At 62.8% G+C, this 26,455-nt stretch carries 23 protein-coding genes and 1 tRNA gene; 9 read left to right on the top strand and 15 right to left on the bottom strand.

Annotated elements, in window-relative coordinates:
- Positions 1–99 precede the first annotated feature (99 nt).
- Positions 100–1,980, bottom strand: a complete 1,881-nt coding sequence (locus tag HMPREF0326_RS09610) for a protein-disulfide reductase DsbD family protein (RefSeq protein WP_020990474.1) — start codon at positions 1,978–1,980, stop codon at positions 100–102.
- Between the two features lie 157 nt (positions 1,981–2,137).
- Between HMPREF0326_RS09610 and HMPREF0326_RS09605 the strand changes: the two genes are divergently transcribed.
- Positions 2,138–2,213: transfer RNA gene (locus HMPREF0326_RS09605), tRNA-Lys, on the top strand.
- Between the two features lie 202 nt (positions 2,214–2,415).
- Here the strand turns inward: HMPREF0326_RS09605 and hslU are convergent.
- Complete coding sequence (gene hslU, locus HMPREF0326_RS09600) at positions 2,416–3,729, bottom strand: ATP-dependent protease ATPase subunit HslU (RefSeq protein WP_008684205.1); 1,314 nt, start codon at positions 3,727–3,729, stop codon at positions 2,416–2,418.
- Positions 3,730–3,841: 112 nt separating this feature from the next.
- Between hslU and HMPREF0326_RS09595 the strand changes: the two genes are divergently transcribed.
- Entirely contained in the window at positions 3,842–4,159 is a 318-nt protein-coding gene (locus HMPREF0326_RS09595) for a hypothetical protein (RefSeq protein WP_008684206.1), read from the top strand.
- A 71-nt stretch (positions 4,160–4,230) separates the two neighbouring features.
- Here the strand turns inward: HMPREF0326_RS09595 and HMPREF0326_RS09590 are convergent, their stop codons facing one another.
- From HMPREF0326_RS09590 to ybgF, 4 genes are all read right to left on the bottom strand, one after another.
- Positions 4,231–5,148, bottom strand: a complete 918-nt coding sequence (locus HMPREF0326_RS09590; RefSeq protein ID WP_008684207.1) for a manganese-dependent inorganic pyrophosphatase — start codon at positions 5,146–5,148, stop codon at positions 4,231–4,233.
- A 186-nt stretch (positions 5,149–5,334) separates the two neighbouring features.
- Positions 5,335–6,330: a tyrosine recombinase XerC gene (locus HMPREF0326_RS09585; protein ID WP_008684209.1), complete on the bottom strand. Its 996-nt coding sequence runs from the start codon at positions 6,328–6,330 to the stop codon at positions 5,335–5,337.
- Positions 6,327–7,643, bottom strand: a complete 1,317-nt coding sequence (gene dprA, locus HMPREF0326_RS09580; RefSeq protein WP_020990473.1) for a DNA-processing protein DprA — start codon at positions 7,641–7,643, stop codon at positions 6,327–6,329. Before dprA ends, HMPREF0326_RS09585 begins: the two co-directional genes overlap by 4 nt.
- Before the next feature lie 20 nt (positions 7,644–7,663).
- Positions 7,664–8,884 carry a tol-pal system protein YbgF gene (gene ybgF, locus HMPREF0326_RS09575; protein ID WP_008684212.1) on the bottom strand — a complete coding sequence of 407 codons (1,221 nt, stop codon included), beginning with the start codon at positions 8,882–8,884 and terminating at the stop codon, positions 7,664–7,666.
- Positions 8,885–9,081: 197 nt separating this feature from the next.
- Between ybgF and HMPREF0326_RS09570 the strand changes: the two genes are divergently transcribed.
- Positions 9,082–10,026 carry a hypothetical protein gene (locus HMPREF0326_RS09570; RefSeq protein ID WP_008684215.1) on the top strand — a complete coding sequence of 315 codons (945 nt, stop codon included), beginning with the start codon at positions 9,082–9,084 and terminating at the stop codon, positions 10,024–10,026.
- Positions 10,027–10,068: 42 nt separating this feature from the next.
- Here the strand turns inward: HMPREF0326_RS09570 and HMPREF0326_RS09565 are convergent, their stop codons facing one another.
- On the bottom strand, positions 10,069–11,340 hold the full coding sequence (locus HMPREF0326_RS09565; protein ID WP_020990472.1) for a CgeB family protein: 1,272 nt from the start codon (positions 11,338–11,340) through the stop codon (positions 10,069–10,071).
- On the bottom strand, positions 11,340–12,629 hold the full coding sequence (locus tag HMPREF0326_RS09560) for a glycosyltransferase family 9 protein (RefSeq protein ID WP_008684218.1): 1,290 nt from the start codon (positions 12,627–12,629) through the stop codon (positions 11,340–11,342). Before HMPREF0326_RS09560 ends, HMPREF0326_RS09565 begins: the two co-directional genes overlap by 1 nt.
- Before the next feature lie 204 nt (positions 12,630–12,833).
- Between HMPREF0326_RS09560 and HMPREF0326_RS09555 the strand changes: the two genes are divergently transcribed.
- The 6 genes from HMPREF0326_RS09555 to HMPREF0326_RS09530 all read left to right on the top strand — a co-directional run bounded on the left by HMPREF0326_RS09555 (position 12,834) and on the right by HMPREF0326_RS09530 (position 17,933).
- Positions 12,834–13,538 carry a precorrin-2 dehydrogenase/sirohydrochlorin ferrochelatase family protein gene (locus tag HMPREF0326_RS09555; protein WP_008684221.1) on the top strand — a complete coding sequence of 235 codons (705 nt, stop codon included), beginning with the start codon at positions 12,834–12,836 and terminating at the stop codon, positions 13,536–13,538.
- Positions 13,525–14,352 carry a cytochrome c biogenesis protein CcsA gene (ccsA, locus tag HMPREF0326_RS09550; protein WP_008684223.1) on the top strand — a complete coding sequence of 276 codons (828 nt, stop codon included), beginning with the start codon at positions 13,525–13,527 and terminating at the stop codon, positions 14,350–14,352. Before HMPREF0326_RS09555 ends, ccsA begins: the two co-directional genes overlap by 14 nt.
- A 12-nt stretch (positions 14,353–14,364) precedes the next feature.
- Positions 14,365–15,657 (top strand): glutamyl-tRNA reductase, encoded by a 1,293-nt coding sequence (gene hemA, locus HMPREF0326_RS09545; protein ID WP_008684224.1) that lies wholly within the window; start codon positions 14,365–14,367, stop codon positions 15,655–15,657.
- On the top strand, positions 15,657–15,992 hold the full coding sequence (locus HMPREF0326_RS09540) for a hypothetical protein (protein ID WP_008684227.1): 336 nt from the start codon (positions 15,657–15,659) through the stop codon (positions 15,990–15,992). The genes hemA and HMPREF0326_RS09540 overlap by 1 nt, the downstream gene beginning before the upstream one ends.
- A gap of 14 nt (positions 15,993–16,006) precedes the next feature.
- Entirely contained in the window at positions 16,007–17,107 is a 1,101-nt protein-coding gene (gene tilS, locus HMPREF0326_RS09535) for a tRNA lysidine(34) synthetase TilS (RefSeq protein WP_008684230.1), read from the top strand.
- A 61-nt stretch (positions 17,108–17,168) separates the two neighbouring features.
- Complete coding sequence (locus HMPREF0326_RS09530) at positions 17,169–17,933, top strand: glycosyltransferase family 8 protein (RefSeq protein ID WP_008684232.1); 765 nt, start codon at positions 17,169–17,171, stop codon at positions 17,931–17,933.
- Between the two features lie 22 nt (positions 17,934–17,955).
- Here the strand turns inward: HMPREF0326_RS09530 and dxs are convergent, their stop codons facing one another.
- Genes dxs through ispG form a run of 7 tightly spaced genes read right to left on the bottom strand, consistent with a single transcriptional unit; the run spans position 17,956 to position 26,410 of the window.
- Positions 17,956–19,857, bottom strand: a complete 1,902-nt coding sequence (gene dxs / locus HMPREF0326_RS09525; RefSeq protein ID WP_008684234.1) for a 1-deoxy-D-xylulose-5-phosphate synthase — start codon at positions 19,855–19,857, stop codon at positions 17,956–17,958.
- Position 19,858: 1 nt separating this feature from the next.
- Positions 19,859–20,752, bottom strand: coding sequence for a polyprenyl synthetase family protein (locus HMPREF0326_RS09520; RefSeq protein ID WP_008684236.1), 894 nt, complete (start codon positions 20,750–20,752; stop codon positions 19,859–19,861).
- 2 nt (positions 20,753–20,754) lie between these two features.
- Positions 20,755–21,018 carry an exodeoxyribonuclease VII small subunit gene (gene xseB, locus HMPREF0326_RS09515; RefSeq protein WP_008684238.1) on the bottom strand — a complete coding sequence of 88 codons (264 nt, stop codon included), beginning with the start codon at positions 21,016–21,018 and terminating at the stop codon, positions 20,755–20,757.
- On the bottom strand, positions 21,015–22,025 hold the full coding sequence (locus tag HMPREF0326_RS09510) for a M23 family metallopeptidase (protein ID WP_008684240.1): 1,011 nt from the start codon (positions 22,023–22,025) through the stop codon (positions 21,015–21,017). Before HMPREF0326_RS09510 ends, xseB begins: the two co-directional genes overlap by 4 nt.
- On the bottom strand, positions 22,022–23,512 hold the full coding sequence (gene xseA, locus HMPREF0326_RS09505) for an exodeoxyribonuclease VII large subunit (protein ID WP_008684242.1): 1,491 nt from the start codon (positions 23,510–23,512) through the stop codon (positions 22,022–22,024). Before xseA ends, HMPREF0326_RS09510 begins: the two co-directional genes overlap by 4 nt.
- A gap of 32 nt (positions 23,513–23,544) precedes the next feature.
- Complete coding sequence (locus HMPREF0326_RS09500) at positions 23,545–25,287, bottom strand: proline--tRNA ligase (protein ID WP_008684244.1); 1,743 nt, start codon at positions 25,285–25,287, stop codon at positions 23,545–23,547.
- A gap of 46 nt (positions 25,288–25,333) precedes the next feature.
- On the bottom strand, positions 25,334–26,410 hold the full coding sequence (gene ispG, locus HMPREF0326_RS09495; protein WP_008684246.1) for a flavodoxin-dependent (E)-4-hydroxy-3-methylbut-2-enyl-diphosphate synthase: 1,077 nt from the start codon (positions 26,408–26,410) through the stop codon (positions 25,334–25,336).
- Positions 26,411–26,455: the final 45 nt, after the last annotated feature.

Here is a 26,455-nt window from a genome sequence, read left to right as displayed (position 1 = left end):
CTTTATCGACAGTTCCGTAAACCTCCCTAGGGTTGAACGCAAAAAAATGCTCCATAACGGCGAATTTATCCCCGGACCACCCTGCCGTGAAGGTGTGGGCTAGCCGCCCGTGAAGGTTTCGTTCATGGCTTTTTCCAGGCTTTGCACCCCGTAGACGTCGCGCAGCACCAGTGGCGAGGACGCGCCGTCTCCCGCCGGAAAAAGGGCCGTCAACGGAATGCTTTTGCTGCCCAGAGCCTCCAGCAGGCGCACGGCATAGGCATTGGCGTTGGTCAGATCCACACGAATCAGTTCCATGCCGTACCGGGCCTGCCAGGCGCGCAGGCGCTCGTCGGTCAACACCGTGGCTTCCATGAATTTGCAGTTGGGGCACCAATCGGCGGTGAATTCCAGCAACATGGGCTTTTTGCCCATCTGCGCCGTAAAATATTCCGGGCTGAATTCACGCCATTGCGGCAACGGCGCCACTGGGCGCAGTACCCAGACAATGGCGGCCAACAGCAGAAGGCCGCCCGCGATGCCCGCCACCCTGCGCCGCAGAGGCGGCGCGGAGACGCCGCAGAACTGTCCCCAGAGCCAGGCGCACAGCGAGACCAGCAACAGGACGCTGAGCACATGCATGTGTTTTTCCACCGGAAGAATGGAGAGCAGATAGAGAGCGGTTCCCAACAGAAAGAAGCCCACCACGCGCTCAAAGACATGCATCCACGGACCGGGACGCGGCAGTATCCGCGCCATGTTCGGCCAGATGCAGAACAACAGGTACGGCAGGGCCATGCCCACGCCCACAGCCCAGAATACCACCATGAGAATCAGCAGGGGCTGGGTAAATGCCCAGCCCAGCACGCCGCCCAGCAGGGGCCCACTGCACGGCGTGGCCAAAAAGGTGGAGACAAGCCCGGTCAGATAGGATTGCAGGCGGGGATTCTTGGTATTTTCGCCGGTTTTGAGATCAATGACCGGCAAGGTGAACACCCCGAGCATGGACAAACCCATCAGAAAGACGATCAGCAACATGACCAGCAAAATGCCCTGATTCTGGTAGAGCTGCCCCCACATCAGGTCCGCCAGGCCCAGCACCAGGGCCAGGCCGGTGAACAGCGTCAGCACGCCGCCCGCGAAGCACAGGTTGTGCTCACGAAAACGCCGGAGGCTTTTCTTGTCGCTGCCGCCCATCAGCAGCAGCCCGCTGATCTTGAAGGTCAGCACCGGCAGCACGCAGGGCATGGCGTTCAGCAGCAGACCGGCCAGAATCCCCACCAGCAGCGCTTTGCCCAAACTGGAGATTTCCAGCGAGGCATCGGCATAGCGTGGGGTCAGTTGCAGTTCAAAGCCCTCCGGCGGCGGCAGAAGATCGCTCGCCTGTCCGGCAAGACGCGCGGCCGCCGTGCCTTCCAGCGCATCGGGAGCGCCCGCGCCCAAAGGCGGGGCCAGCCGACCTTCCATCTTGGGAGCAGAAGCCGCAGAGGCCGGGGCGCCCAGCACGTCGGCCAGCACGGGCTGGCTATTTTTCAGCTTGTGCCACTGTCCCGTCCAGGAGGCTTCACCCACCGGAGGCAGCGATTGCGGCACCACCCCGGTAAAACTCTGGTCGATGGGCAGGCAATTGCGGTTGGAACAAAGCAGCATGCTCAAGCCCACGGTATAGGGCTTGCCCACGGCCTGCTCCGGCAAAGCGGAAAAAAACACAACTTCGCCTTCATAGGCGAAAATCGTCGCCTCCGGATCATAAAAGTCGCGCTGCATGGCTCCGGCGGGATACCAGACCGGCAGCATCTGCCCGCCCTCCAGTGCGAAATCCAGGACGGTGGGACGGCCCGCGTCACCCGCTTCGTGGGCATAGGCGTGGTAACCTGAGGGGATGTTCAGATGCACGGCGGCGACGATGCTGTCGCCGTCACGGGCGAAATCCAGCCGTACGGGAACATCCCCGGCCCAGGCGCGGACAGCGGACAGCGGGGCCGCTCCTGCGGCAACCATAAGACATAGCAGGCAAATGAGTAAAAATTTTCTTTTCAACATATTGGTTTTTTTGTATATTATTTTTCCATTCAAAGCCAGCGCTTAATTTTTGTAAAAAATTTACAAAAACGTTTGACAAACTGGGTACATACGCGTAAACCCTTTTTCACGCCACGGGTCATTAGCTCAATTGGTAGAGCAGCTGACTCTTAATCAGTTGGTTCGGGGTTCGAGTCCCTGATGGCCCACCAAGAAAATACGGGTTTACGGTTCACGCCGTAAACCCTTTTTCTTTTCCGACAGTCTGCTGCGGAGGTAAGCGGCGAGTGTCGGAAATAGCCTATCCGCTCGCTGCCGCCAAGTCCAGATACCGCGAGAACACACGCAGACAAAAGAAAAAGCCCGGCCTGCACAAGACCGGGCTGTAAATTACCGTGGAACAACGGGCTGACGTTACAGAATATACTGGCTCAAATCCTGATCCTTGCGCACATCCTGCAAATGTTCGCAGACATAGTCCCTGTTGACCACGATCTGCGCGCCGGGCATGTCCGGCGCGTCAAAGGAAATATCGGCCAGAATCTTTTCCATGATGGTATACAGGCGTCGCGCGCCGATGTTTTCCGTGCGGGAATTGGTGTCCTCGGCAAAAGCCGCCACTTCCTCCAGGCCGTCCCTTGTAAAGCTCAGGCGAATCTGTTCCGTGCCCAGCAGGGCTTCGTACTGCTTGGTCAGGGCATTGTCCGGTTCGGTGAGGATGCGCAGGAATTCCTCCTTGCCCAGGGCCTGCAACTCCACCCGCAGGGGAAAGCGACCCTGCAGTTCGGGAATCATGTCCGACGGCTTGCTGAAGTGGAAGGCCCCGGCGGCAATGAACAAAATGTGGTCCGTACGGACCATGCCGTACTTGGTGTTCACCGAGCTGCCTTCCACAATGGGCAGCAGATCGCGCTGCACGCCCTCTCGCGAGATGTCCGAGGTGCTGTTCTGCGAGGAGCTGGCGATCTTGTCGATTTCGTCAATAAAAATGATGCCGCTCTGCTCCACTCGCTCCTTGGCGCGTTCGGTCAGGGCTTCCTGATCCACCAGCTTGCCCGACTCTTCCTGAACCAGCACGTTGAAGGCGTCGCGGATTTTCATCTTGCGGCGGCTGCGGCGCGGCGGAAAAGCCTTGCTGAACATATCCTTGACCTGGCCGCCCATCTGTTCCATGCCCGGAATGGCGAAAATATCGACGCCCTGACCGCCCTGCTCGGTCACTTCCATTTCCACTTCCCGCTGGTCTAGAAAGCCCAGGCGGAACTGCTGGAGCAATTTGTCGCGGGTGGAATTGCGTTCTTCCTGGCCGAAGGAGTTGGGCAGAAGCAGATCCATCAGGCGCGATTCAGCGGCGGCCTCGGCGGCCTTGCGCACGCGGGCGTTTTCCTCCTCGCGCACCAGGTTGATGCCTATTTCCATGAGATCACGCACCATGGACTCCACATCTCGTCCCACATAGCCCACTTCCGTGAACTTGGTGGCTTCCACCTTGATAAAGGGCGCGCCGGACAACTTGGCCAGGCGGCGGGCAATTTCGGTTTTGCCCACGCCGGTGGGCCCCATCATGATGATGTTCTTGGGAGCCACTTCATCGCGCAGTTCCGGCGAGAGATGCTGACGCCGCCAGCGGTTGCGCACGGCCACGGCCACCATGCGCTTGGCCTGTTCCTGCCCCACCACAAATTTGTCCAGTTCCGCCACGATCTCACGGGGTGTCAAGGTGCTCATCAAGTGCTCCTGCTGAAAATATACGTATTTCCAAGATATAGGCATTGCCCGCGATCTGACAATGGCGCGGCCGCCATTTGCCCGGACAAAAATTTGCGCATAGACTGACGTTATGGATGTCAGCCTCATTGCGCACGCCGCCCGCATGATTCAGGACGCGGTTTGCAGCCCGGCGGCTGTGGAAACTCGGGCGGGCCCGGCCGCCGCGATCATCCTTGCCGACCCTATGCCGCTCTGGCTCTTCCCCGCCCTTTTTCTGGCCGGTATGCTGTCACAGGCGGCAGGACTTTTTCTGCATCGTCGTTCGGCGCTGATAAGCGGGACGGTCCTTGTCCTCACCGCCGCCGCGCTGGACAGGGATCTTACCCTGGCCGTGGGCCAGATTCTGGCGACTGCCGGACTTTTATACTGCGGCGGGCGGCCAGGCTGAGCCTTCCGCCATTGCTCAAAACGCAAAAACCCCGGCAAATGCCGGGGTTTTTGCGTTTTCAAAGGCTCAACTTATTTGAAGGCCTTTTCAAAATTGGGCACAACCTGCTTTTTGCGGCTCATGACGCCGGGCAGCCACACGGAACTGCCGTCGGGCTTCACGCCAAAGGCTTTTTCCACCACGGCGGGATCATCGGAAACGATCAGCATCTCCGAGCCTTCCTTCATGATGTCCGTGAGCAACAGGAACACGCTGTGACGGCCTTCGCCCTTCACCTTGGCGATTTCTTCCTGCAGACCGGCCTTGACCTTGTCGAGGATGGAGAGGTCCACCACTTCCAGCTGACCGATGCCCACCTTGTTGCCGTTCATGTCGAAATCTTTGTAGTCGCGGAAGACCAGATCGTGCATGGAGGTGCCGTCCACCGCGCTCTTGACCTTGAACATTTCCATGCCCAAGGCCACCACGTCGCTTACACCGGCGATTTTGGCCAGAGCTTCCACGGCTTTCTTGTCGGCTTCGGTACAGGTCGGGGATTTGAAGATGACCGTGTCGGAAAGGATGGCGCAAAGCAGGCCGCCGGCGATGTTCTTGGGAATTTCCACACCGTAGAAGTCATACATGTTCTTGAGCACGGTGCCGGTGCAGCCCACGGGCCAGATCCAGGCTTCCAAAGGAGAGGACGTGGTCACGTCGCCCAGCTTGTGGTGGTCCACGATGCCCAGCACGGTGGCGGAATCCATGCCCTGCGGGGCCTGGGCCAGGTCGGAGTAGTCCACCAGATACAGATCTTTGCCGGCAACGTCGCTGACCACCTGGGGAGCGCTGAGGCCGAACTTCTTCAGCACGAATTCAGTTTCAGGGGTCGGCGCGCCCTGCGCGGCCGGGGTGACGTCAAAACCGCGTTTGCTGTACAGATCAGCGGCGGCAATGGCGGCAACGATGCTGTCGGTATCGGGATTCATGTGACCAAGAACTAATGCGGACATGACAGTCTCTCCTTCCGGTGTGGTTCTTTTATGTTTGCGGCCCCAGATGCACCGCTTTGTTCTCTTTAGCACAAAGTCCGGGCCATGCCAAGGCCTTTGCCGTAAATTTCCCGGCTGCGCGCCTTCAAAACCGGCGCTGAAGCCGAAATCTCCCGGAAAAATATAGAAAAATCCCTCGTGATTTTTTTACTTTTTCCCGGAACGGGGATGAGCCTGATCATAGGCACGGATCAGATGTTCCAAACTGACCTGGGTATAGCGTTGCGTGGTGGTCAGCCGCCGGTGCCCCAGCAGTTCCTGCACGCTGCGCAGATCCGCGCCCGCGGCCAGCAAATGGGTGGCAAAGGAATGGCGCAGGCTGTGCGGGGAAACCGTAAAGGCTAGACCGGCCCGGCGGCAGAGCCCGGCAATGATCCGTGCCGCTTCACGCCGGTTCAGGCGCGCGCCGCGCGCGCCCACAAAGAGCGCCTGCTCCTCGGGCAATGCCAGATAGGAACGTTCCGCCAGCCATGCGGCCAAGGCTTCGCAGGAGGTGTCGGACAAGGGGGACAGACGTTCACGGGAGCCTTTGCCCATGACCCGCAGTACGCGGGAACGCAGTTGCGCGTCGTCCAGATCCAGGCTCAATGCTTCGGAAATACGCAGGCCCGAGCCATAGAGCAGTTCGGCCAGGGCCAGATCCCGGCAGAGCAGGCGCGCGGCGTGGGCCTCGGAGGGCGGCGCGGCTTTGGGCGTATCCAGCAGGGCAAAGGTTTCATCCACATTGAGCGCGCGCGGATGATGCTTTTCCTGGCGCGGATTGCGCACCTGGGCCGCCACGTTTTCACTGACCCGGCCGCTGCGCAGCAGAAAACGGAAAAAGGAGCGCACGGCGGCCAGTTTGCGGGCCATGGAGCTTTTGGCTTCGCCCCGGCGGAACAGCCAGGCCAGAAAGGCCTGGATATGTTTGCGGCTCACCTCGCCCGGCCGGGCCAGATCAGCCCCCTGCTCCCGCAAAAAAACGGCCAATTGGGTCAGATCCGCGCCATAGGCTTTTTGCGTGGCATCAGAAGCGCCCTTCTGCACCGCAAGCCAGGAAAGAAACGCCTCTATCTGCAGTCCGGCCATATCCGGCTTGTCCGCGCTGTCCGATCTGTCCGTTGCCATCATTGCGGGGGCGGCTTCACGCTTTGGCCTGTTCATGCCGGTGCCTCGTAGCGCGCACCGGGCAGGCGCTTGACCCGTCCCAGCATTTCCAGGCCGATAAGCAGAGCGTTCAGCTCATGTATCGGCATGTCCAGGGCCACGGCCAGAGCGTCGGCCTGCATGGGGCCCTGCCCGCGCAGACAGTGAAGGAGCCGCTCTTTGCGGTCAGGCGGAACCAGGGCTTCGGCCTCGACACAGGGAATTTCAACAGGAATCGGCGGTACGGCAGACCCCACACCTCTATTTTTCTCAGAGGGCGCGGCCGCCTGTCCCGGATTCGTGTCCTCCCCCGCCCGCACAGGCAGGGTCAGAGCCTTTTCAGCCTCCGGCAGGCTGGCCTCGCTGATGCCGAAGGGCTGCAACTGCGCGGCCAGGTCGCGCAGGACATCCTCGGCACTGAACACGGGCCGCGCGCCCTGGCGCACGAGTTCCTGACAGCCCAGACAGTGGGAATCCAGGGCCGGACCGGGCACGGCGTAGACATCGCGGTTTTGTTCCAGGGCGAGACGGGCGGTGATCAGACTGCCGGAACGACTGGCCGCTTCCACCACAAGAACGCCCAAAGCAAGGCCGCTGATGATCCGGTTGCGGATGGGAAAATGTTCGGCCAGGGGCGGCGCGCCGGGGGGAAATTCAGAAAGCAGCAGGCCCTGCTCCGCCATGGCGCGGAAAAGAGGCTCCCCGGAACGGGGATAGATTTGGTCAATGCCCGTTCCCAGAATTCCGATGCTGCGCCCCACACGGGCCAGGGCAGCCTCGTGGGCCACGCTGTCGATTCCCTGCGCCATGCCGGAAACAACGGTGATGCCGCAGGCCGCGAGACAGCGCGCCATATAGGCGGCCACCGCGAGTCCCTGGGAAGTGGCCCGGCGCGAGCCCACAATGGCAAAGGCCGGAGCTTGCAACAGGGAAATATCGCCCCGGCAGTACAGCAACACAGGCGCGTCGGGCAGTTCGCGCAACTGCCGGGGATAGCGGGCGTCTGTCCAGAGCAGGATGCCCGCGTCCAGGCAGCGGGCCTGATCCCACTCTTCCCGCGCGGTGACCCGCCAGGAACCGGTACTCATTTCCGCGGCCTGCCGCTTGTTCAAACCGGCTTCGGCCCAGCGTTGCCGCGCCTGCAAAGCCTGATAGGCAGAACCGAAGGCATGCAGCAGGCGCGCACGGGAGCGTGCCCCCAGTCCCCGGCAGTGACGAAGGGCCAGACTGGCCCAGTATTCCCTACGGGCGGTTTCATCCATGGTCGCCCAGGTGGGAACGGCTTGGCCTGCCTCCGATCCGCTGGAAGAGGCCATCGCCCCGGCGGGCATGGATTCCTCTGTCCGCATGGTCAGCGGGCCAGCCCCCGCGAACGGGCCATACGCGCCGCCTCGGAATTGGGAAAATCAGCCAGCAGGGTCCGATATTTTTGGGCCGCGCCCGGCTTGTCGCCCAGGCGGCTCAGACTCATGCCCGCCTTGAGCAGGGCGTCGGCGTTTTTGTGATGGCGGGGATAGTTGGTATTGACGGTCTGGAACTGGGCCAGTGCTTCCTTATAGTTGCCTTGGGCGTAAAGGCATTCTCCGATCCAGTATTCGGCATTGGCCGTATAACGCCCCTGCGGATATTGCTGCAAAAATTCGCGGAACCGGCTGATCCCTTCGGCGGAATGACCGGAAAGCGCTACCTTGAGGGCAGCCTTGTAAGCGGCATCCTCTCCCTTGGCACTTGCGGCAGGCTTGGACGGCGCTGTGGGCTGGCCCCCTGTTGCCGCGGGGCCGGGAGCGGGACTCGCCGCAGGCGAGGCGGGGACAGCGGAAGCCGAAGGCGCATCCACGGGCGGCAGACCGGGGTGTTCCGGCGGGAGGGCCAGATCGGAAGGCGGTAGGGTGGGTACAGGCACGGATGCCGTGCCGCCGGCAGAAGGAGCAACCTGGGGCGCTCCCTTGTCGCCGCTAACGGAGGGCGAAACCGGTTTCTCCGCCGGAGTGGAGGGAGCCTCGGTGGGGGGGAGGGCCAAGCCGCTCGGAGCAGCGACGGCCGCCAACTGACCGGAAGGCCCAGCTACGGCTTCGGGTCGCCCCACCTGGCCGGAGGGACCCACGGGCTTTTCTCCGCCTTTTTCAGCCTTGGCAGAAGGCGTACCGCCGGGAAAAGGCGCCGGAGGCGCGGCGGGATCGATTTTTTTGGCGGAAGCCACAGCCGGTCCGCCCTGCACCACAGGCGGCGTTTTTCCGCCTGTCGCGTCGCCGTGCGGTATAGCCGCACTTTGGGGAGAAGAAACCGTGGTCGTGTGACGCGCGGTTTGCGGCGGAATGATCGGCACTACGGTCATGCCGGTTTTATGCCCGCTGCGAGTGCGCACTTCATACACACGATTATTCAGCAGGGCGACTTGGCTGTTCAAGGCGACCACGCTGTTTTCCAGATTGTGCAGGCGCTGGTCCGTTTCACGCAGAACCCGCTGATTTTCCTCGCCGGTAGCCTCTACTTTCCGCATCTGGCCGGTAGAAGCGCAGCCGCCTATTGCCAGAACAAGGCAGGCCGTCGGAAGCACCCATTTTTTTTTCATACCGTTCTCCCGCCTTTTTTCTGCCCTAAGCCGCTTTGTATTTCAAGAAGTCTTGCGGCTGCCGCGTTTTTCAGGCAAAAACAGGCCTGTATGACGCCCGAGGAACATAGCGCATCAGCCTCGGACAGCGCAAGATTGCAAGGAGTCAGCATGAACATGCCCGGTCCGGCCCTCTTTCTGGCACAAGGCGGCGCGCAATGAACGCCATTCACGAATTCCTGCTCGCTTATCCGTTGCTGCGGACCAGCCTTGACATTGTCAGCGTGGTGCTTCCCTTGTCCGTGCTGCTGGCTTTCGCCGGAATGGGCTTTATGTCCGCCACGGCCCGCATCCTTTCCATCACTCGGCGGCGCTCCTCTTACGACAAATGCGCCCGCCAGCTTGCCGTGCTCGGCCTGATACTGGGCTGGCTGCTGCTGATCGGCGGCCGGATCTGGCTTTTTTTCACCCAGGACGGCTACACGCCCGATTCCCTGCCGAGCTTCCTGGTGGAAATGAGCTGGATGCTGCTGGGCATAGCCGTGCTGATCAGCAGCCTGTATTACGCGCTCTGGAAGGCCTTGAAAAATATGCCCGTCCTGCATGTGACCCTGGGCGTACTGAGCGGCATTCAGGGCTGCGTGGCCGTGGTCAGCAGCCTGGCCGCCGCGCGTTTTCTGTCCGCCCTGGCCCACCCGGACGCCGCCGGCCTGACCCTTGGCGATCTTTTTCTGCCCGCCTGGAATGCGCCGCTCTGGAGCGCCCTGTGCTATACCCTGCCGCTGGTCCTGGCCATGCCCGCCGCCTTCGGCGCGCTCTGGCTGCCCCTGCGGCGCACGCACGACGACTTCGGCCGGGACCACTACAATACCATGATTCCCTGGTGCGCCGGCTGGGCCCGCAATGCCTGGTGTCTGCTCTGGCTGTTGCTGCTCGTTTCCAGCGGCCTGCATATCTGGCTGCACTGGCAGGATGGAGTGTTCAGCGCGCAGGACGCCGTTGTCGAGAGTTCGCGCCTGCTGCTCTGGCTGATTCCCATGCTGCTCTGGACCATGGTGCGCCGCAGCTCCATCGCCCTGCGCCACAAGCTTACTCTTCTGGCGGCTCTGCTTATCGCTGTGAGCTTTATGCTGCCCTATTATCTGGAGGCCACGAGCGTATAGGACGACCAAGAGCAATTCATATTTTAACTGACTGAAGTTGCTCTACTTTTTTAGATACTGCCCGCGCCACTCGTCCAGAAAAAGCAGGCTGGTTTCCAGATCGCTCAACACCCCGCTCTGCTCACGCAGGCGGGCCAGCACGTCGTCAAAGGCGGCATGCGGACCAAGACCCAGCTTGCGCATCAGTTGCGCCAGCTCTTCCCGCAACTGCGGACCAAGCTCCGTCGGCGCGGCCTGTTCGGGTCCGCTTTGGGGCCAGGGCCCCAGTTCCGCTTCCAGATAGTCCAGCAAGGCGTCCATGCGCCGCTCATAGGTATGTTCGCGCAGCGTCCGTTCCCGAGCGCGGCGGGCATAGGCCTCACGCTCTTCGGGATGCGCCAGGAAGTGGTCGATCCCGGCGTAAAATTCATTCATGGATGTGAACGTGGCCAACTCATCCGGCGCAAAAAGTTCGCCCAACAGAGAGCGCTGATCCACCAGTTGAAAAGCCCCCATGGCGGCCAGTTCAAACGTGCGCGGATTGACGAAATCCCCGTGGCTGACCAGGTCGCCGCCCTGCAGGCTGGAATGCAGATTGAGATTCACCCTGGCGGCATTGTAGACCTTGACGCTCTCCTCTTCGCTGATGCGCGCGCCCCGGCGCTGGATATTCCCGGCCAGCAGGCTTTCACCTTCCCAGTCCGAACCCCAGATTTTGAAATCCCGCCCGGCCAGGGGCCGAAAAGCCAGCCGCCGGTTGGGATAGCCCGCGCCCAAAAAGGCGATGTCCGAACCATATTCCTTTTGCTCGGCCAAGCTCAATTCCAGCGGCTTGTGAAATTCCGGCAGGGCCGCCAGAGGCAGATACAAGGCATGGGCCTGCCCGATTCGGGCCAGCTCCGAGAGGAAGGGTTCCTGCTGGATGACCGCGAAGGCATCATACAGAGGCGCGTAGGTCCGCCAGTAGTTGAAGATCCGGTAATCTTCCACAAACCACATGGCCGTGCGCACCCCGGCGCGCCGCAGGCGTTGCAACAAGCTCCGGCTCATGGGGGCCTGGGCCAGCGCCAGCACGAAATGCGGCTCCAGCGACTGCACCTGGGCCCAGATGGCCTGGGACACCACCTGCAAAAAGGAATTTTCCAGCGGCACGGTCTGGGCGGGCGTCAGGCCCAATCCCTTGAGGCCGGTAAATGCCGGATAAAGCAAAGGGGCTTCAAAAAGCCGCACCGTATGCCCCAGTCCGCGCAGGGCCGAGGCGCAATACCGGCCTATGGGCAGCGAACCGCCGTACATGGGCAGAATCACCAAAATGCGTAACGACGTGGCGGGCATCAGCAATACCTCCCGGGCGGCAGCATCCAATCCGTATCCTTATAAAGCCAGTCGCGCAGGTCCGCCAGCTCCGCATGTTCCGCGACGTCCAGAGCAGTGGACAGCGCGTTCCCATTCTGCGCATCCACTTCCCACAAATGCAGGGTGTCCGCCAGCAAAGCGCGCGTCACAGTCCGTTGCCGGGCGTATTCATCATGGCCGCCGTGCAGGCGTAATACGCCGCCCAAGGCGTCCAAATCGCTGCGCCAGACCTGCAGGCCGTCCGGCGGCGCGGCTGTGATTCGCGCCTCGGGCCGCACGGCCGCCGCCAGGGAGCGCAAAAAGCCCTCTCCGTGCAGAGCGTCCAGACAGGCCACCTGATACGGGCAGGCAGCGGATTCCAGACAGGGCGCGCAGGCGCGCGAGGCCTGCCAGACCCAATGTCCCCGGCCATAGGGGCCGGTTTCATGGCACCAGGCGGAGGAAAGAAAAAAAGCCAGCACCGGCACGCCCAGATGCGCCCCCAGGTGCATGATGCCCGTATCCGGCGTGACCAGGGCGTCAAGGCCCTCCACAGCATGAACCAGGCCGGGCCAGTCGGTTTTTCCGCTCAGATCTTCAACCTTTTCTTGAACTTTCGCGGGCAGCAAACGCAAAAGCTTGCGCGCGGCGGGCTGCTCCGCCGCCGTGCCCAGCAGGCGAATACGCGGGCCGTCCAGCAGGCTGAAAAGGATTTGCAGCATTCTGCCCAACAGGGGCAAGGGCAGTGAACGGCGGGATTCACGTCCGGCTAGCACCACGCCAAGGCCCTGGCCGCCGGGTCTTGCCGGGGGATTGACCAGTTCCCCCGCCAGGGGAGACGGTGCGAAATGAGCCCAGAAGTCCACCAGGTTCAGGGGAGAGAACGCCCGCCGCTCGCTCAGGCGGAAGGCCAGCCGTGCCCAGGCCGAGCGCGTGATGCCTCCCGCTGTCGTTCGTGCCGGACGGTAGCCCATGACCCGCTCCGCCTCGAACAGACGGCAGATGGCGGCGGTGAGCCCGGCGAAATTACAATTATAGACTGCCTGGAAATCCATGTTCCGCCACTGGCGGAAGACTGCCCGGTTTTCATGCAGGACGGCGGCGTCCGGTCGGCCGTGCAGGCGCAGGCCATGGATTTCGGCGGCGGGATACAGCAGCCGGGCCAGAGGCGCAAGCCCGGCGTCCACGCCAAGGTGCACCCGGCCCCGCTGCTCCAGGGTGCGGATCAGCCGTTTGCTCTGTACCAGATCGCCGAAGCGAGCCGCCTGTAAAACCAGAAATGCCGACATCAGCCATCCTTGATGATCAGAAAGAAAGCGGAATTCGCTCCCTCAAAAAACAAAGATTGTGGAAAGCCTGAAATCTGCCGTAGCAGCTTGGAGTTAGCGTATTTACCTCCGCGAGGCAAGACAAAGCCCCTTTGCAAAACCATGCTTGGTGCTATACTATCGGGAATCACTTTGTTTTAAATCCGCAACAAAAGTTATTCAATTATGTCGATGTCCTCGCCGCACGCCCCCTTGTACCCGATTTTTCTTTCGCTGGAAGGCCGCGCCTGTCTGGTGGCGGGCCTGGGCGGCGTGGGGCGACGCAAGCTAGAGGGTCTGCTGGCTTGCGGCCCTGCTTCGGTGCTGGTTCTGGATATCTTGCGAGTGGAAGACCTGTCTGCCGAAGCCGCCGCCCTGCTGACAGACCCCAGGGCGTGCTTTGAAAGCCGCACCTGTACTCCGGCGGATGTACAAGGTCGCGCCCTGGTATTCGCGGCAACCGGCAGCGCGGTGGAAAATGCCCGCATCGCCGCCCTGTGCCGGGAGACGAATGTGCTCTGCAACTGTGCCAGCGCGCCCGAGCTGGGCGCTTTCAGCGTGCCCGCCGTGGCCCGGCAAGACGGGCTTGCGGCGGCCTTGTCCACAGGCGGGGCCAGTCCGGCTCTGGCCCGGCGCTGGCGACGCGAACTGGAGGGCTGGCTGGCCCCGCGCGCCCGTATGGTGCTCCTGATGGGCCGCCTGCGGCCTCTGGTCCTTGCCTTGCACGCCGAGACAGGGCAGAATACAGAGCTGTTCCGCAGGGTGGCGGCATCGCCTTTGCAGCACTGGCTGGCCGAAGGCGACCTTCAAAGCTGCCGACAGTGGCTTCTGGCGGAACTGCCCCCGGTTTTACACGTTCACATAGCGGAGTTGCTTGATGATCTCCCCTGAAGCCTCAACGCTGATAACTCTGATTTTCTATGCCTTGGCCAGCATCGTCGGTCTTGCGGGCATGATCATGCGCAGTCCCCTGTGGCGACGGCTGGGCTGCTGGCTGGCCATGGCCGGTTTCATCTGCCAGACCCTGATGCTGGCCATGGGCTTTCACAAAGCCCTGCCCGGCGGTCTGAGCCTGGGCGCGTATCTGCAGATGCTGGCCTGGTTTGTGCTGCTCTGCGGTCTGGCCGTTTGGTTCAAGCTGCGCCAGGAAACAGCCCTGCTGTTTGCCGCGCCCTTGGGCCTGATGCTCTTCGCCATGTCCGCGCCCTACCTCAGCGCCCTTGTGCAGGTGCCCCCTTCGCTCAAAGCCCCTTTTTACGCCCTGCATATCGGCGCGCTGTTCCTGAGCCTGGGACTGCTGGCCCTCGCCTTTGCCGCCGGGGCGCTGTTTCTTTTTCTGGAGGGGCGGATCAAAAGCAAACAGAGCATGAAGGGCTTTTGGCAGGATATGCCCGCCCTTTCCATGCTGGATAAAATCAACGCCTTCACCACCCTGACGGCATTTCCGCTCTACACCCTGGGCATCGTGGCCGGTCTGATCTGGGCCAAACCCGTCTTCGGGGCCACGGTCACCGGCGACCCCAAGGAAGTCATCAGCATCGTGGTCTGGCTGCTGTTCGCGGTATTGTTCCACAACCGTCTGGCTAACGGCTGGAAGGGCCGCAAACCGGCGCGGCTGGCCGTTTTTATTTTCCTTCTCTGTCTGTTTTCAATCATTGTGGTGAACACCTTCATGGATACGCATCACGCCTTCATCCGACGCTAACCGGGCATTGCTATGGACTGCGATATCTTTCTTGTGGGTCTCAATCACCGCACGGCGGGCGTGGATGTGCGCGAGCGCTTCGCCCTGGTAAACCACTGTGACGAGGAGCATTGGGCCCTGCCCTGTGCCGGGGCGGTGAGCGAGGCCATGATTCTTTCCACCTGTAATCGCGTGGAACTGTTGGCCGCGGGCACGGGCGACGTGTCCGGTCAGGTGCTGGAATGCTGGGCCAGGGCGCGCGGCGCGAAAGCCGACGAACTCCGGCCTTACGTCTACATTCATCAGAACCTGGAAGCCGTGCGCCATCTGTTTTCCGTGGCCTCCAGCCTGGATTCCATGGTCCTGGGCGAACCCCAGATCCTGGGCCAGTTGAAGAACGCCTACCGCAAGGCTGTGGACAGCCATGCCACGGGCGTGATTCTCAACCGCCTGCTGCACAAGGCATTTTCCGTAGCCAAACGGGTGCGCACGGAAACTGCCGTGGCCTCCAGCGCCGTATCCATCAGCTACGCGGCAGTGGAGCTGGCTAAACGAATCTTCGGGGACATGCATTCCCATAAGGCCCTGCTGGTGGGAGCGGGAGAAATGGCCGAACTGGCGGCCACCCACCTGCTGCAGGCCGGTATAGATGAAATTCTGGTAGCCAACCGCACCTTCGCGCGCGGCCAGGAGCTGGCCGAACAGTTCCACGGCCGGGCCATCCCCTTTGAGCAACTGGCCGGACATCTCACGGAGGTGGACATCATCATCACCTCCACCGGCTCGCCGGAACCCGTCATCCGGGCCCGTGACATCCGCGCCGTGCTCAAGGCGCGTAAAAACCGGCCCATGTTCTTTATCGACATTGCCGTGCCCCGCGATATTGACCCGGACGTCAACGGCCTGGACAACGTCTATCTTTACGACATTGACGATCTTAAAGAAGTTGTTGAAGAAAATCTGGCAAACCGCCGGGACGAGGCGGCCAAAGCCACGGAAATCGTCAATGAGGAAGTGGAATTTTTTGCCCACTGGCTCAGCAGCCTTGACGCCCAACCCACTATCGTGGACCTGATCCAGCGCGGGGAACGCGCGGCACAGGAGGAGCTGACCCGAACCCTCAAACGCCTGGGCCCGCTGGACGACGCAAGCCGCGAAGCCCTGGAGACCATGGCCAACGCTTTGGTGCGCAAGCTGAACCACGACCCCATCATGTTTCTCAAAGGCGACGGCATGGCTCGTGAGGGGGCGGCGTCGCGCATCAGCACTGTGCGGCGGATTTTCAATCTGGACAAAAACGTCTGTACCTGTAGCGGGAAGAACTGATGCGCTGGTACGGCATTGACGACCTCAGCGCCGAAGACACGGCGCGTCTGGCTCAGGTCCTGAAGGATATGGAGCTCAGTTCGGGCATCGACGGCCTTTACTGGCTGCCCGTGCCCGAAGCCCGGCTTTCGCCGGTACAGCGCGAGCATCAAGCGGACTGTGGCCCCTATGTGCTGGGCCTGGAGCTGGAAGAGCACAGTCTGCGCCTGGAGTTGCTGGTACGGGCGCGGGGCCGCCTGCGTTGCGACTGTGTGCACTATGCCGGGCCGGAACTGCGCGCGCATATGATCGCCTATCTGGAGCAATTACTGGTTGATCTGGGGATCACCGGTTAACCTTCATCTGCTGCATGAACTCTTTGCCGGAACTGCGCAGCCTGCCCCCAGCTTCCGCCCGGCTGTGTCTCGCGGTGGAGCGCTTCTACCTACGCCGTCTGGAGATCCCGCGCGGAGCCCGACTGGTGCTGGCGCTTTCAGGCGGGGCGGATTCCACGGCTCTGGCCTGCATCCTGCATATTCTTTCCCCGCGTCTCAAGCTTGATCTTTTCGCGTTGACCGTAAATCACGGCCTGCGGCCCGAAGCCGACGCGGATGCCCGTTGCGCGCGCGATCTTTGCGCGCTGCTCGGCATACCGTGCGTACAACGCCACGCGGATGTAACCGGGTTGGCGTCCGACAAGGGCTGGGGCCTGGAAGAAGCCGGGCGCCACGCTCGCTACGCTCTTTTGGAAGAGGAGCGCCGCGCGCGGCAAGCGGATTTTGTGGTTCTCGGCCATCATAACGAGGATCTGAGCGAGGACGTGCTGCTGCGCCTTACGCGCGGCACGGGCTGGCCCGCGCTGGGCGGCATGGCGGCCCGCGACGATACCCGCCGCCTGCTGCGCCCTCTGCTTTTCACCCGGCCGCAGGCGCTTAGGGAGCTGTTGCGCCAATGTGGCATTGTCTGGCGGGAAGATGCCAGCAATGACAGCCCGGCCTTTACCCGCAACCGCCTGCGTCACAATGTCCTCCCCCTGCTGCGCGCGGAAAACCCGTCACTGGACAGAAGCATGGCCGCGCTCTGGCAACTGGCGCAATGGGACGCGGACTACTGGGAAAAGACCCTGTCTGAAGCGCTGGCCGCGCATCCCTGGCAGGAGGAAGAACACGACGGGCGTCCCTGCCTGATTCTTCCCCGCGCCCTCTTGACGGCGTTGCACCCGGCGGCTCGTTTACGTCTCTACCTCAAAGTTGTGCGTCTGCTGCTCGGCCGGGCGAACGGGGACTCGGGCGGGCAAGCCCGCTCCCGCACGCTGCTGGATTTGGACGCCGCATTGCGCGAGGGACGCGGCAATACCCGCTTTCAACTGCCCGGCGGCATTGAAGCCGGACTCAAGGGCGGCGCAATGCGTTTTTCCCGGACGCTCGTCTCGCATGAGGTGGGCAGCCTCAATGCGCAAGGAAAAATATGATCCACGTGGCCCTGGCTTTCCATGATCACGACGGCAACTATGCATTGCAGCCGCGGCTGTATTGGTTTCCCTTTTCAGGCGCACCGCAAGCCCGGTCACGGCCCATATTCTGCACGACGCCGGTCTGACGCCCGTCGGCAAAGCGCGGCTTGCCACGGTTGCGGAATATTTCGGCCAGATCCTGCGTCTGCATGCTGTGCCGGAACCGCCACCGGAGATTGCCGCCGGCCTGCCCCCGCAATTCGGGCCCGGTTCTCTCTACCGTCTTCATCTGCCCCGCCTGCTGGGCGAGGAACAGGTCATTTATCTGGATTGCGATGTCTGCTGCACATTGGACATCAGGGAATTATGGGAGGAGGCGGCTCAGGGGCGGGCCGCATCAGGAGCAGAGCCGCTGTTGTCCTGCGTGCGCAATCAGACGGCCGAAGGCGCGGGCGGACGGGCAATAGTGAAAAAAGGCCTGGACCCGGCGCACTACTTCAACAGCGGCGTATTGGTCTTTCATCCGCGCCGCCTGCGCGCCTTATTCCCGGATCTCATGGCCGCTGTCCTGCGCCTTTTGCCCGAATTGCCCCGCCCCCCCCTGCTCTATCCGGATCAGGACGCCCTGAACCTGCTCTTCCGCCGTCTGCCGTTGCACTGGCTGGGGGAACGCTTCAACTATCAGCTGCACGTGGCCGGACGCTGGCTGCTGCCGCCGGACCAGCTTGAAGGCAGGCTGCTCCACTTCTGTGGCCGTAAACCGTGGTGCGAGCCTCTCTGCCCTTCGGCTCTCGGCCATCTGGAGAATTACCGTTTCCTGGAGCAATGTTGCTTTGAAAAATGAGATCATTCACCCCGGAAAATCCTTAATTTTCACGGGCCAGCTCCATGGCGGCGCGGGCAATGCCCCGGCTGCGCAGCCCCACCAGCTCACGTAGCTGCAACTGTTTGCCGTGCTCCACAAAACTGTCCGGCAGGCCCAGACGCCGGATACGCTGGCCGCGCAGTAGTCCGTGATCATTGAGGAATTCCAGAACAGCCGAGGAAAAGCCTCCGGCCAGCGCGCCTTCTTCCACAATCAGCAGGCGGTCAAAACGCCGGGCCAGATCCGCCAGTTGCTCTTCCGGCAGGGGCTTGAGCCAGACAGGATCAAAAACCAGGGGGCTGAAGCCCAGTTCTTTTTCCACCAGTGTCGCGGCCTCCAGAGACGGGTGCGCGCGATTGCCCACGGCGATGATGGCGATTTTTTCGCCCTGGCGCAGCACTTCGCCCATGCCCGGCACCAGCAGACGCGGCTCCCCTTCCAAGGGCACGCCGAAGCCCGCGCCGCGCGGGTAGCGCAGGGCGCAGGGGCCGTCGCCGTTCAGAGCTGTTCTCAGGCTGTGACGCAGCATGTCCTCATCGCGCGGGGCTAACAGCCGGATCTGCGGAATGTGCCGCAAGTAGGCGATATCAAAGGCCCCATGGTGTGTGGCCCCATCCTCGCCCACCAGCCCGGCACGGTCCACGCAGAATGTCACAGGCAAATTTTGCAGGCAGACGTCGTGGATCACCTGGTCATAGCCGCGCTGCAAAAAAGTGGAGTAAATAGCCAGCGCGGGCCGGTAGCCCCGGCTGGCCAACCCGGCGGCAAATGTCACCGCATGCTGCTCACAGATGCCCGTATCCACAAAACGCTCCGGAAAGCGCTCCCTGAAACGGTTGGTGCCCGTGCCCTCGGGCATGGCCGCCGTGATGGCGATGATCCGCTCGTCCTTTTCCGCCAGTTCCAGCAGGGTGTCACTGAAAACACGGGTAAAGGTGGGCAGCGCCGCCGAGGCCACGGGCAGGCCGGTTTCCGGCGTGAACAGGCCCACGCCGTGGTATTGGGTGGGATTCTTTTCCGCCGGGGCGTAGCCTTTGCCCTTGCGGGTGCGCACGTGCAGCAGCACCGGCCCGTCCTCCACGGCCGCGGCCATTTGCAGATGCCGCCGCAGGGCCGGAATGTCGTGCCCGTCCACCGGGCCGATATAGGTGAAGCGGAAAGCCTCGAAGAGCATGCCCGGCGTAAAGAAGGACTTGAAACTCCATTCGCCGCGCATGGCGTAGAGCGCCAGCTTTTGCCCGATGCGCGGAATGGAGCGCAGGAACCTGAGCACTTCCCGGCGGGTCTGGCGCACCCAGCGCCGCGAAAGCGTGCGGCTCAGGAACAGGGACAGCGCGCCCACATTGGAGGAAATGGACATCTCATTGTCGTTGAGCACCACAATAAGCCGACGCCCCATGTGCCCGGCCAGGTTGAGCCCTTCAAAAGCCTCTCCGGCGGTCAGCGAGCCGTCGCCGATGACCGCCAGCACATGGTGGCGCAGACCCGAGAGATCCCGGGCCAGGGCCATGCCCAGCGCTGCCGAAATGGATGTGGAGGAATGGCCCACTCCGAAGTGATCGTAAGGGCTTTCAGCCATGCGCGGAAAGCCCGACAGGCCGCCCAGGGTACGCAACGTATGGAAGCTGTCGGCCCGGCCCGTGAGCAACTTGTGGGCATAGGCCTGATGGCCCACGTCCCAGATCAGTTTGTCCTTGTTCAGGTCAAAAGTGGAAAGCAGGGCCAGGGTCAGCTCCACCACGCCCAGCGAGGGGGCCAGATGACCGCCGTTGTGCGCCACCACCTCAATGATGCGCCGACGCACCTCTTCCGCCAGCTCGGCCAGTTGAGGCTCGGAAAGAGCCGCAACCTGCGCGGGGTCGGTAATGCCGTCCAGAAGGAACGTTGCTGCCGTCTGGCTCATCTCAGGCCGCCCGGTTCACGGTATAATCGGCCAGAGCACGCAGGAAATCCGCCTCCGGCCCGGCAAAGCCCGCCAGCGCCGCCTGCGCCGCGTCAGCCTGGGCGCGGGCCAGCTCACGGCTCTTCTCAAGGCCCACCAGGGAAGGATAGGTATTCTTGCCCTGCTCCGCGTCGCTGCCCGCGGGTTTGCCCAGCGTGGCCGTATCCGCCACCACATCCAGAATATCGTCGGCGATCTGAAAGGCCACACCCAGAGATGAGCCGAAATTGCTGATGGCCCGCAGCGCCTTGTCGTCAACCCCGGCCAGCAGGCCGCCGCACACGCAGGAGGCCCGCAGCAGGGCGCCGGTCTTCATGGCGTGCATGCCCCTCAATTCCTCAAGGCTGACCTGGGAACGGCCGGTATAAATCATATCCCATTCCTGCCCGCCCACCATGCCGGACGCCCCGGCGGCCAAAGCCAGCTCGGCCACGGCCCGAAGCAGCCTGTCAGGGGGCACGGGCGCACGGCACATGATCACAAAGGCGTCGGTCAGAAGGCCGTCCCCGGCCAGAATGGCCGTGGCCTCGTCAAAAGCCTTGTGGTTGGAAGGCTTGCCGCGCCGCAGGTCGTCGTCATCCATGGCAGGCAAATCGTCGTGGATCAGGGAATACGTGTGAATCATCTCAATGGCCGCCGCAAAGGGCAGCGCCTTTTGCGGCTCCAGGCCGCAGAGGGCGGCGCAGCTCAGGCAGAGCACCGGGCGCAGCCGCTTGCCCCCGGCCTGCAGGCTGTAGAGCATGGACTCCTTAAGGCGCGGCGGCATGGGGCGGCCATCCAGACAGGCGGACAAATACGTTTCCACTTCCCTGCCCCGGCTTTTGAGCAGAGCTTTCATTTTTTCCACGGGCATCACGGCTATTCCGCCTCCTGCGGCCCTTGGCCGCGTGCTGTACTCCCTGCCTCATCCGGATTCAGAGATTTCAGCTCGCCGTCCTGCCAGAGGGAGAGTTCATGGCGAGCTTTTTCCAATTGTTCACGGCAAAAACGTGAACATGCCGCGCCTTCCTTGTACAGGGCCATGCCCTCTTCCAGCGGAAGGTCGCCGGATTCCAGGGCGCTGACAATTTCCTGCAAGCGGGCCATTTTTTTCTCGAAAAGATTTTCTTTCTTGGGGCTCATTGGGCCTGACTCCCGGAATTAGCCGAATTGGCGGACGGAAGGCGCTGGACGCCGGAAACGCCGGGCAGACCGTGGGCGGTCCGGGCCGAATCAGCTCCGGCCGGGACGTATGACGCGGCAAGAAAAGGCTGCGGGTCCACGGACTGGCCCTGCACAATGAGCGAGAGATGCAGATGCGGCCCCGTCACCCGTCCGGTGGCCCCCACCAGGCCGACGATCTGGCCCTTGCGCACGCGCTCGCCGGGCCGGACTTTGGCTTCGGACATATGCAGATACGAGCTGAAAACGCCCTCACCGTGGTTGATGTACACCACATTGCCGGAAAAATACAGATTGTCCACCAGAGCCACCTGACCGTCGGCGCAGGCCTGAATGGGCGAACCCTGCGCCCCGCGCAGATCCAGACCGCGATGCACGCTGCGCGGCTGGCCGTTGAACACCCGTTTTATGCCGAACAGGCTGGACACCCCACCCGGAACGGGTCGCGCCAAGGGCATTGTCCAGAGGCGCTCAGGCAGGGGCTGGGCCAGAGCCTGGCGCACTTTTTCGCGGTCATTTTTGATCCGGGCCAGCTGCGAAGCTGGCGGATTGACATATTTTTTGTCCACCATGAGTTTCTGCACCGGCCGGTCTTTGTCATAGAGGGCCAGGCTGGTTTGCGCCGTCGGCGCTGCGCTTTTGGCCTTTTTCACCTCGGGCACGGCAGCCACGCCCAGTTCCAGACCGGCGGCCTTTTCATCCAGGGGCACGGGCAACAGGATCACTGCCCGCCACTGGCCGCTGTTTTGGCTGTCAGCCTGCGCGGTAGCCGTGAAGGTCTTGCCCATCCAATGAAAAACAAAGTGCCGGACCGGCTGGTCGCTGATGGCTTGCGCCAGAAAGGCGTCGCCCCTGGCCGCCTTTTCAGGCGCTTCCAGGCGCACTCCGGCCAGAACCGGAACACTGAACAGAAGGCAGGCCGAGAGCAGCGCCAGACGGCGCACGGCCCGGGTCAACAGAGTTTTCATTCTTTTTCCTCACCGAATTGCGCTTCTTCCGGGCTGACACTCCTGACCACAGCGGCCAGACGACCGTCGGCCAGGCGCACTTCAATATCCCGGCCGGGAGCTGTCTGCCCCACCGAGCGCAAAATATCGCCCCGCGCCGTGCGCACCAAGGCGTAACCCCGGTGCAGCGGAGCCGACGGATCATTGGCTGCCAGTGCCGCCTCCAGGCTTTCCAGACGGCGGGACCGGTTCTCCAGCCATGCGTCGCTCACTGCTCGCAAACGATTTCCCGCCAGGGCCAGCATATGTTCCGCATCGCTCAAGCGGCGCGGCAGGGCCATTCCCAGGGCTGCATGCAACAAGGCAAGATGCGCTTGGCGCACGTCCAGTTTCTCCGGGGTCAGCGCGGCCCTGCGGGCCAGTTCCAGGCGTTCCCAGACGCGGCCCTTGTCCGCGAACCATTGCCGGACAGCGCGTTGCAAAGCTAGGGAAAGGCGCGCCACCTGCTCAGACAAGCGGGCCTGGTGGCGCGCGGGCGAAAACCAGCGCAGGGCGTTTTCCCGCTCCCGCAACAACAATTCCGCGCGTTCAAGGCGGCCGGCAGCGGCCCGCCGCAAAGCGGCACACGCCTCGTCCAGGCGTTGCCGAAGTTCCGCGCGCAAAGGCCAGAGCAGTTGCGCCGCATGGGAGGGCGTGGCCGCGCGCAGGTCGGCGGTCAAATCCGCCAGGGTCACATCCACCTCATGGCCGACACCCGCCAGTACGGGCAGCCGGGAGTGAAAAACAGCTTCGGCCACGGCCTCCTCATTGAAGGCCCAGAGATCTTCCAGCGAGCCGCCGCCCCGGATCAGTACAATGACCTGGGCCCAGCCCTGGGCATTGATCTCGTCCAAGGCCCGGATGATTTCCGGAGCGGCTTCCTCGCCCTGCACCGACGCGGGGAAAAGGCGTATCTCCGCGCCGCAACCCCGATTCTGGGCCAGCTCCAGAAAATCGTGGATGGCCGCGCCGCTGGGCGAGGTGATCAAGGCCACCCGTTGCGGATTCCAGGGCAGGGGGCGCTTGCGTTCCTGAGTGAAATACCCGGCTTCCGCCAGTTTGCGCTTGCGCTCCTCAAAGGCCTGGGCCAGCAGACCCTGGCCCGTGGGCTGCACCAGTTCCACCAGCAGTTGGTACTGGCCGCGCGGGGCATAGACGCTGATCCGCCCGGCGCAGAGCAGATCCAGGCCGTTGCGCAACAATTCCAACGGCGAGGGCCGGGGCGTATCAAAAACCTCGCCGGTGAGTGGGTCAAAGGCCTGCCCTTGCTCGGCCTGGCGCTGCTGCCCCCGGAACCAGACGCACTGCAACTGGGCGTCCTGATCCTTGAGGCTGAAGTAAATATGCCCGGAGCCTGGGCGTGAGAGGTTGCTCACCTCGCCGCGTACCCAGACAAAGGGAAAGCGCCCCTCCAGGCTTCTGCGCAACTGTTCCGTGAGGGCACGGACCGTCAGTATGCCGTCCTGCATAGGTCTCTGGCCGCAGCCGGTCCCGTGCGGGATCAGGCCTGCTGCGTCTCCCAGCCGCGCCGCACCCCCGCAGCCCATTGGGAGAAATCCTCCTCAATGACGCCCGCGGAAAGTTCGCCTTTTTCGCCGCTGCGGCGGTCCTTGCATTCCACAATGCCGCGCGCGAGCCCCTTGCCGCCCACCACGAGCTGCATGGGCGCGCCCAGGAGGTCCGCATCCTTGAATTTGACGCCCGGCCGTTCCTCCCGGTCGTCCAGCAGCACGTCCACGCCCATATCCCGCAGCATGGCGTAGATCTCCTCGGCTTTGGCCGTGACTTCGGCATTGCGGGGGTCGAGGTTGAGCAGGATGCACTCAAACGGGGCCACCGGCGGCGGAAAGACAATGCCGTTCTCGTCATGGTTCTGTTCTATGGCGGCGGCGGCCACGCGGGACACGCCGATGCCGTAGCAACCCATGATCATAAGCTTTTCCTTGCCGTTCTCGTCCAGGAAGGCCGCGTGCATGGATTCGCTGTACTTGAGGCCGAGCATGAAGATGTGCCCCACCTCAATGCCCTTGGTCAGCTCGATGCGGCCGCCGCAACGCGGGCAGACATCTTCCGGCGTGATGGCGCGCAGATCCGCCCAAGCCGTGATCGCCGCGTCGCGGCGCAAATCCACATGCCTGAAATGGGCGTCCGCCGCGTTGGCTCCGGTGACGTAATCCGTGGCTCCCTGCAATTCCAGGTCGGCGTAAACGGGCACATCCAGGCCCACCGGCCCGGCAAAGCCCACCGGCGCATGGGTCAGAGCCTCCACTGTGGCGGCACCGGCCAGTTCCACTTCCTGGGCCTTAAGCAGATTCTTGAGCTTGATGTCGTTGACCTCACGGTCGCCGCGCACCAGGACGGCCACGGGCTTGCCGTCCACGCTGAAAAGCATGGTTTTGACCACAGCCTTGGCCGGAACCCGCAACATGGCCGCCACTTCCTCCACGCTGTGCGCGCCGGGGGTATCGACTTTTTCATAGTCCGGGCAGGCGCCCGCGCAAGCCTCTGTGCAGGCCTCGCCCTTCCAGACCACTTCGGCCCGCTCCACATTGGCGGCGTAATCGCAGTCATGGCAGAAGGCGATGGTATCCTCACCGGTATCGGCCAGGACCATGAATTCGTGGGAGAAATTGCCGCCGATGGAGCCGGTGTCCGCTTCCACGGCCCGGAATTTGAGGCCCAGGCGCTTGAATATGCGGGTATAGGCGTCGTACATCAGCTTATAGCTTTCTTCAGCCCCGGCGATGTCCGCGTCAAAGGAATAGCCGTCCTTCATCATGAACTCACGCCCGCGCATCAGGCCGAAGCGGGGCCGGATCTCGTCGCGGAATTTGCTCTGGATCTGGTAGAGCCGCACGGGCAGCTGCCGGTAGGAGCGCACTTCGCCGCGCACCAGGTCGGTGATCACTTCCTCATGGGTGGGGCCCAGGCAGTAGTCGCGTTCGTTGCGGTCCTTGAAGCGCAGCAGTTCCTTGCCGTAATGCTCCCAACGGCCCGTCTCCTTCCAGAGATCGGCGGGCTGGACCATGGGCATAAGCAATTCCTGAAAGCCGGAGGCATTGATTTCCTCGCGCACTACCCTGGCGATTTTGTCAATGATCTTAAGCCCCAGCGGCAGATAGATGTACAGGCCGGAAGTGAGCCTGCGCACCATGCCCGCGCGCAGCAGAAGTTTGTGGCTGACCACCTCGGCGTCGGCCGGGGATTCCTTGAGGGTGGGAATGTAACAGGAGCTGAAGCGCATGGATATTGCTTCCTTGCTATTGAGGTTTGCCGCCGCGCGCAGGGCGTCAGGCGGGCTGCCCCTTTTCGTTGAGCAGCGTTTGCAATTCTTCCATAAAGGCCGCCAGCAGGGCTTCCTGGCCCTTGACCGAGCGGATGACCTCGCCTTTGCGGAAAATTATGCCCTTGTCGCGGCCTCCGGCCAGGCCCAGATCCGCTTCGCGGGCTTCGCCGGGGCCGTTGACAACACAGCCCATGACCGCCACCTTGATGTCGGCTGTGGACTGGGCCAGACGTTCCTCCACGGCGCGGGCCAAGGCGAAGAGATCGATTTCCGTACGGCCGCAGGTGGGGCAGGAAATGATTTCCGGCCCGCGCGAGCGCAGGCCCAGAGCGCGCAGAATTTCCCAGGCCACGGTGACCTCCTCCGCAGGGTCCGCAGTGAGCGAAACCCGCAGGGTGTCGCCGATGCCTTCGTGCAGCAGGATGCCCAGGCCCACAGAGGATTTGACCGTGCCGCGCAGCAGGCCGCCAGCCTCTGTGACGCCGATATGCAAGGGATAGTCGCAAGTCTCGTGCAACAGACGGTAGGACGCGATGGTGTCCAGCACGGAAGAGGACTTGAGCGAAATCTTGGTGTCGTAAAAGCCGCGCCGCTCCAGCAGGCGCACATGCCCCAGCGCGCTTTGCACCAGGGCCTCGGGGCAGGAGCCGCCGTATTGCTTGAGCAGCGGCTTTTCCAATGAGCCGGAATTGACGCCGATGCGGATCACTGCCTTATGTGCTTTGGCCGCGTCCACCACTTTGTCCACGTGTTCGCTGGGGCCGATATTGCCGGGATTGATGCGCAGGCCTTCCACGCCCGCCTCCAGGGCGGCGACAGCCAGCCGGTAGTCGAAGTGGATATCCGCGATGAGCGGCAAAGGCGTGCCCGCGCGGATGGCGCGCAGAGCCCCGGCGGCGGCTTCGTCCGGCACGGCCAGGCGCACGGCCTCGCAGCCCCTGGCGGCTAAGCGCTCAATCTGGGCCAGGGTGGCGTCCACGTCGCGAGTGTCCGTATTGGTCATGCTCTGGACCATGACCGGCGCGCCGCCGCCGACAACCAGGCCGCCCAGCCGGATGGCGCGGGTTTTCGTGATACGCATGTTCTGTCCCCCACCGCGAAAATTGCGGGCAACGGCGCGAACCGC

This window comes from Desulfovibrio sp. 3_1_syn3 (genome assembly GCF_000145315.2).
In the GTDB taxonomy this organism is placed as follows: Bacteria; Desulfobacterota; Desulfovibrionia; order Desulfovibrionales; family Desulfovibrionaceae; genus Desulfovibrio; species Desulfovibrio fairfieldensis.
The sequence above is the reverse complement of the archived record's forward strand: the minus strand, read 5'-3'. Positions and strand labels throughout refer to the sequence as shown.

Coding starts and splice junctions, on each gene's coding strand:
- HMPREF0326_RS09610 (WP_020990474.1), bottom strand. CDS start 1,980: ATGGTTGCCGCAGGAGCGGCCCCGCTGTCCGCTGTCCGCGCCTGGGCC.
- hslU (WP_008684205.1), bottom strand. CDS start 3,729: ATGAGCACCTTGACACCCCGTGAGATCGTGGCGGAACTGGACAAATTT.
- HMPREF0326_RS09595 (WP_008684206.1), top strand. CDS start 3,842: ATGGATGTCAGCCTCATTGCGCACGCCGCCCGCATGATTCAGGACGCG.
- HMPREF0326_RS09590 (WP_008684207.1), bottom strand. CDS start 5,148: ATGTCCGCATTAGTTCTTGGTCACATGAATCCCGATACCGACAGCATC.
- HMPREF0326_RS09585 (WP_008684209.1), bottom strand. CDS start 6,330: ATGAACAGGCCAAAGCGTGAAGCCGCCCCCGCAATGATGGCAACGGAC.
- dprA (WP_020990473.1), bottom strand. CDS start 7,643: ATGCCCGCCGGGGCGATGGCCTCTTCCAGCGGATCGGAGGCAGGCCAA.
- ybgF (WP_008684212.1), bottom strand. CDS start 8,884: ATGAAAAAAAAATGGGTGCTTCCGACGGCCTGCCTTGTTCTGGCAATA.
- HMPREF0326_RS09570 (WP_008684215.1), top strand. CDS start 9,082: ATGAACGCCATTCACGAATTCCTGCTCGCTTATCCGTTGCTGCGGACC.
- HMPREF0326_RS09565 (WP_020990472.1), bottom strand. CDS start 11,340: ATGCCCGCCACGTCGTTACGCATTTTGGTGATTCTGCCCATGTACGGC.
- HMPREF0326_RS09560 (WP_008684218.1), bottom strand. CDS start 12,629: ATGTCGGCATTTCTGGTTTTACAGGCGGCTCGCTTCGGCGATCTGGTA.
- HMPREF0326_RS09555 (WP_008684221.1), top strand. CDS start 12,834: ATGTCGATGTCCTCGCCGCACGCCCCCTTGTACCCGATTTTTCTTTCG.
- ccsA (WP_008684223.1), top strand. CDS start 13,525: ATGATCTCCCCTGAAGCCTCAACGCTGATAACTCTGATTTTCTATGCC.
- hemA (WP_008684224.1), top strand. CDS start 14,365: ATGGACTGCGATATCTTTCTTGTGGGTCTCAATCACCGCACGGCGGGC.
- HMPREF0326_RS09540 (WP_008684227.1), top strand. CDS start 15,657: ATGCGCTGGTACGGCATTGACGACCTCAGCGCCGAAGACACGGCGCGT.
- tilS (WP_008684230.1), top strand. CDS start 16,007: ATGAACTCTTTGCCGGAACTGCGCAGCCTGCCCCCAGCTTCCGCCCGG.
- dxs (WP_008684234.1), bottom strand. CDS start 19,857: ATGAGCCAGACGGCAGCAACGTTCCTTCTGGACGGCATTACCGACCCC.
- xseB (WP_008684238.1), bottom strand. CDS start 21,018: ATGAGCCCCAAGAAAGAAAATCTTTTCGAGAAAAAAATGGCCCGCTTG.
- HMPREF0326_RS09510 (WP_008684240.1), bottom strand. CDS start 22,025: ATGAAAACTCTGTTGACCCGGGCCGTGCGCCGTCTGGCGCTGCTCTCG.
- xseA (WP_008684242.1), bottom strand. CDS start 23,512: ATGCAGGACGGCATACTGACGGTCCGTGCCCTCACGGAACAGTTGCGC.
- HMPREF0326_RS09500 (WP_008684244.1), bottom strand. CDS start 25,287: ATGCGCTTCAGCTCCTGTTACATTCCCACCCTCAAGGAATCCCCGGCC.
- ispG (WP_008684246.1), bottom strand. CDS start 26,410: ATGCGTATCACGAAAACCCGCGCCATCCGGCTGGGCGGCCTGGTTGTC.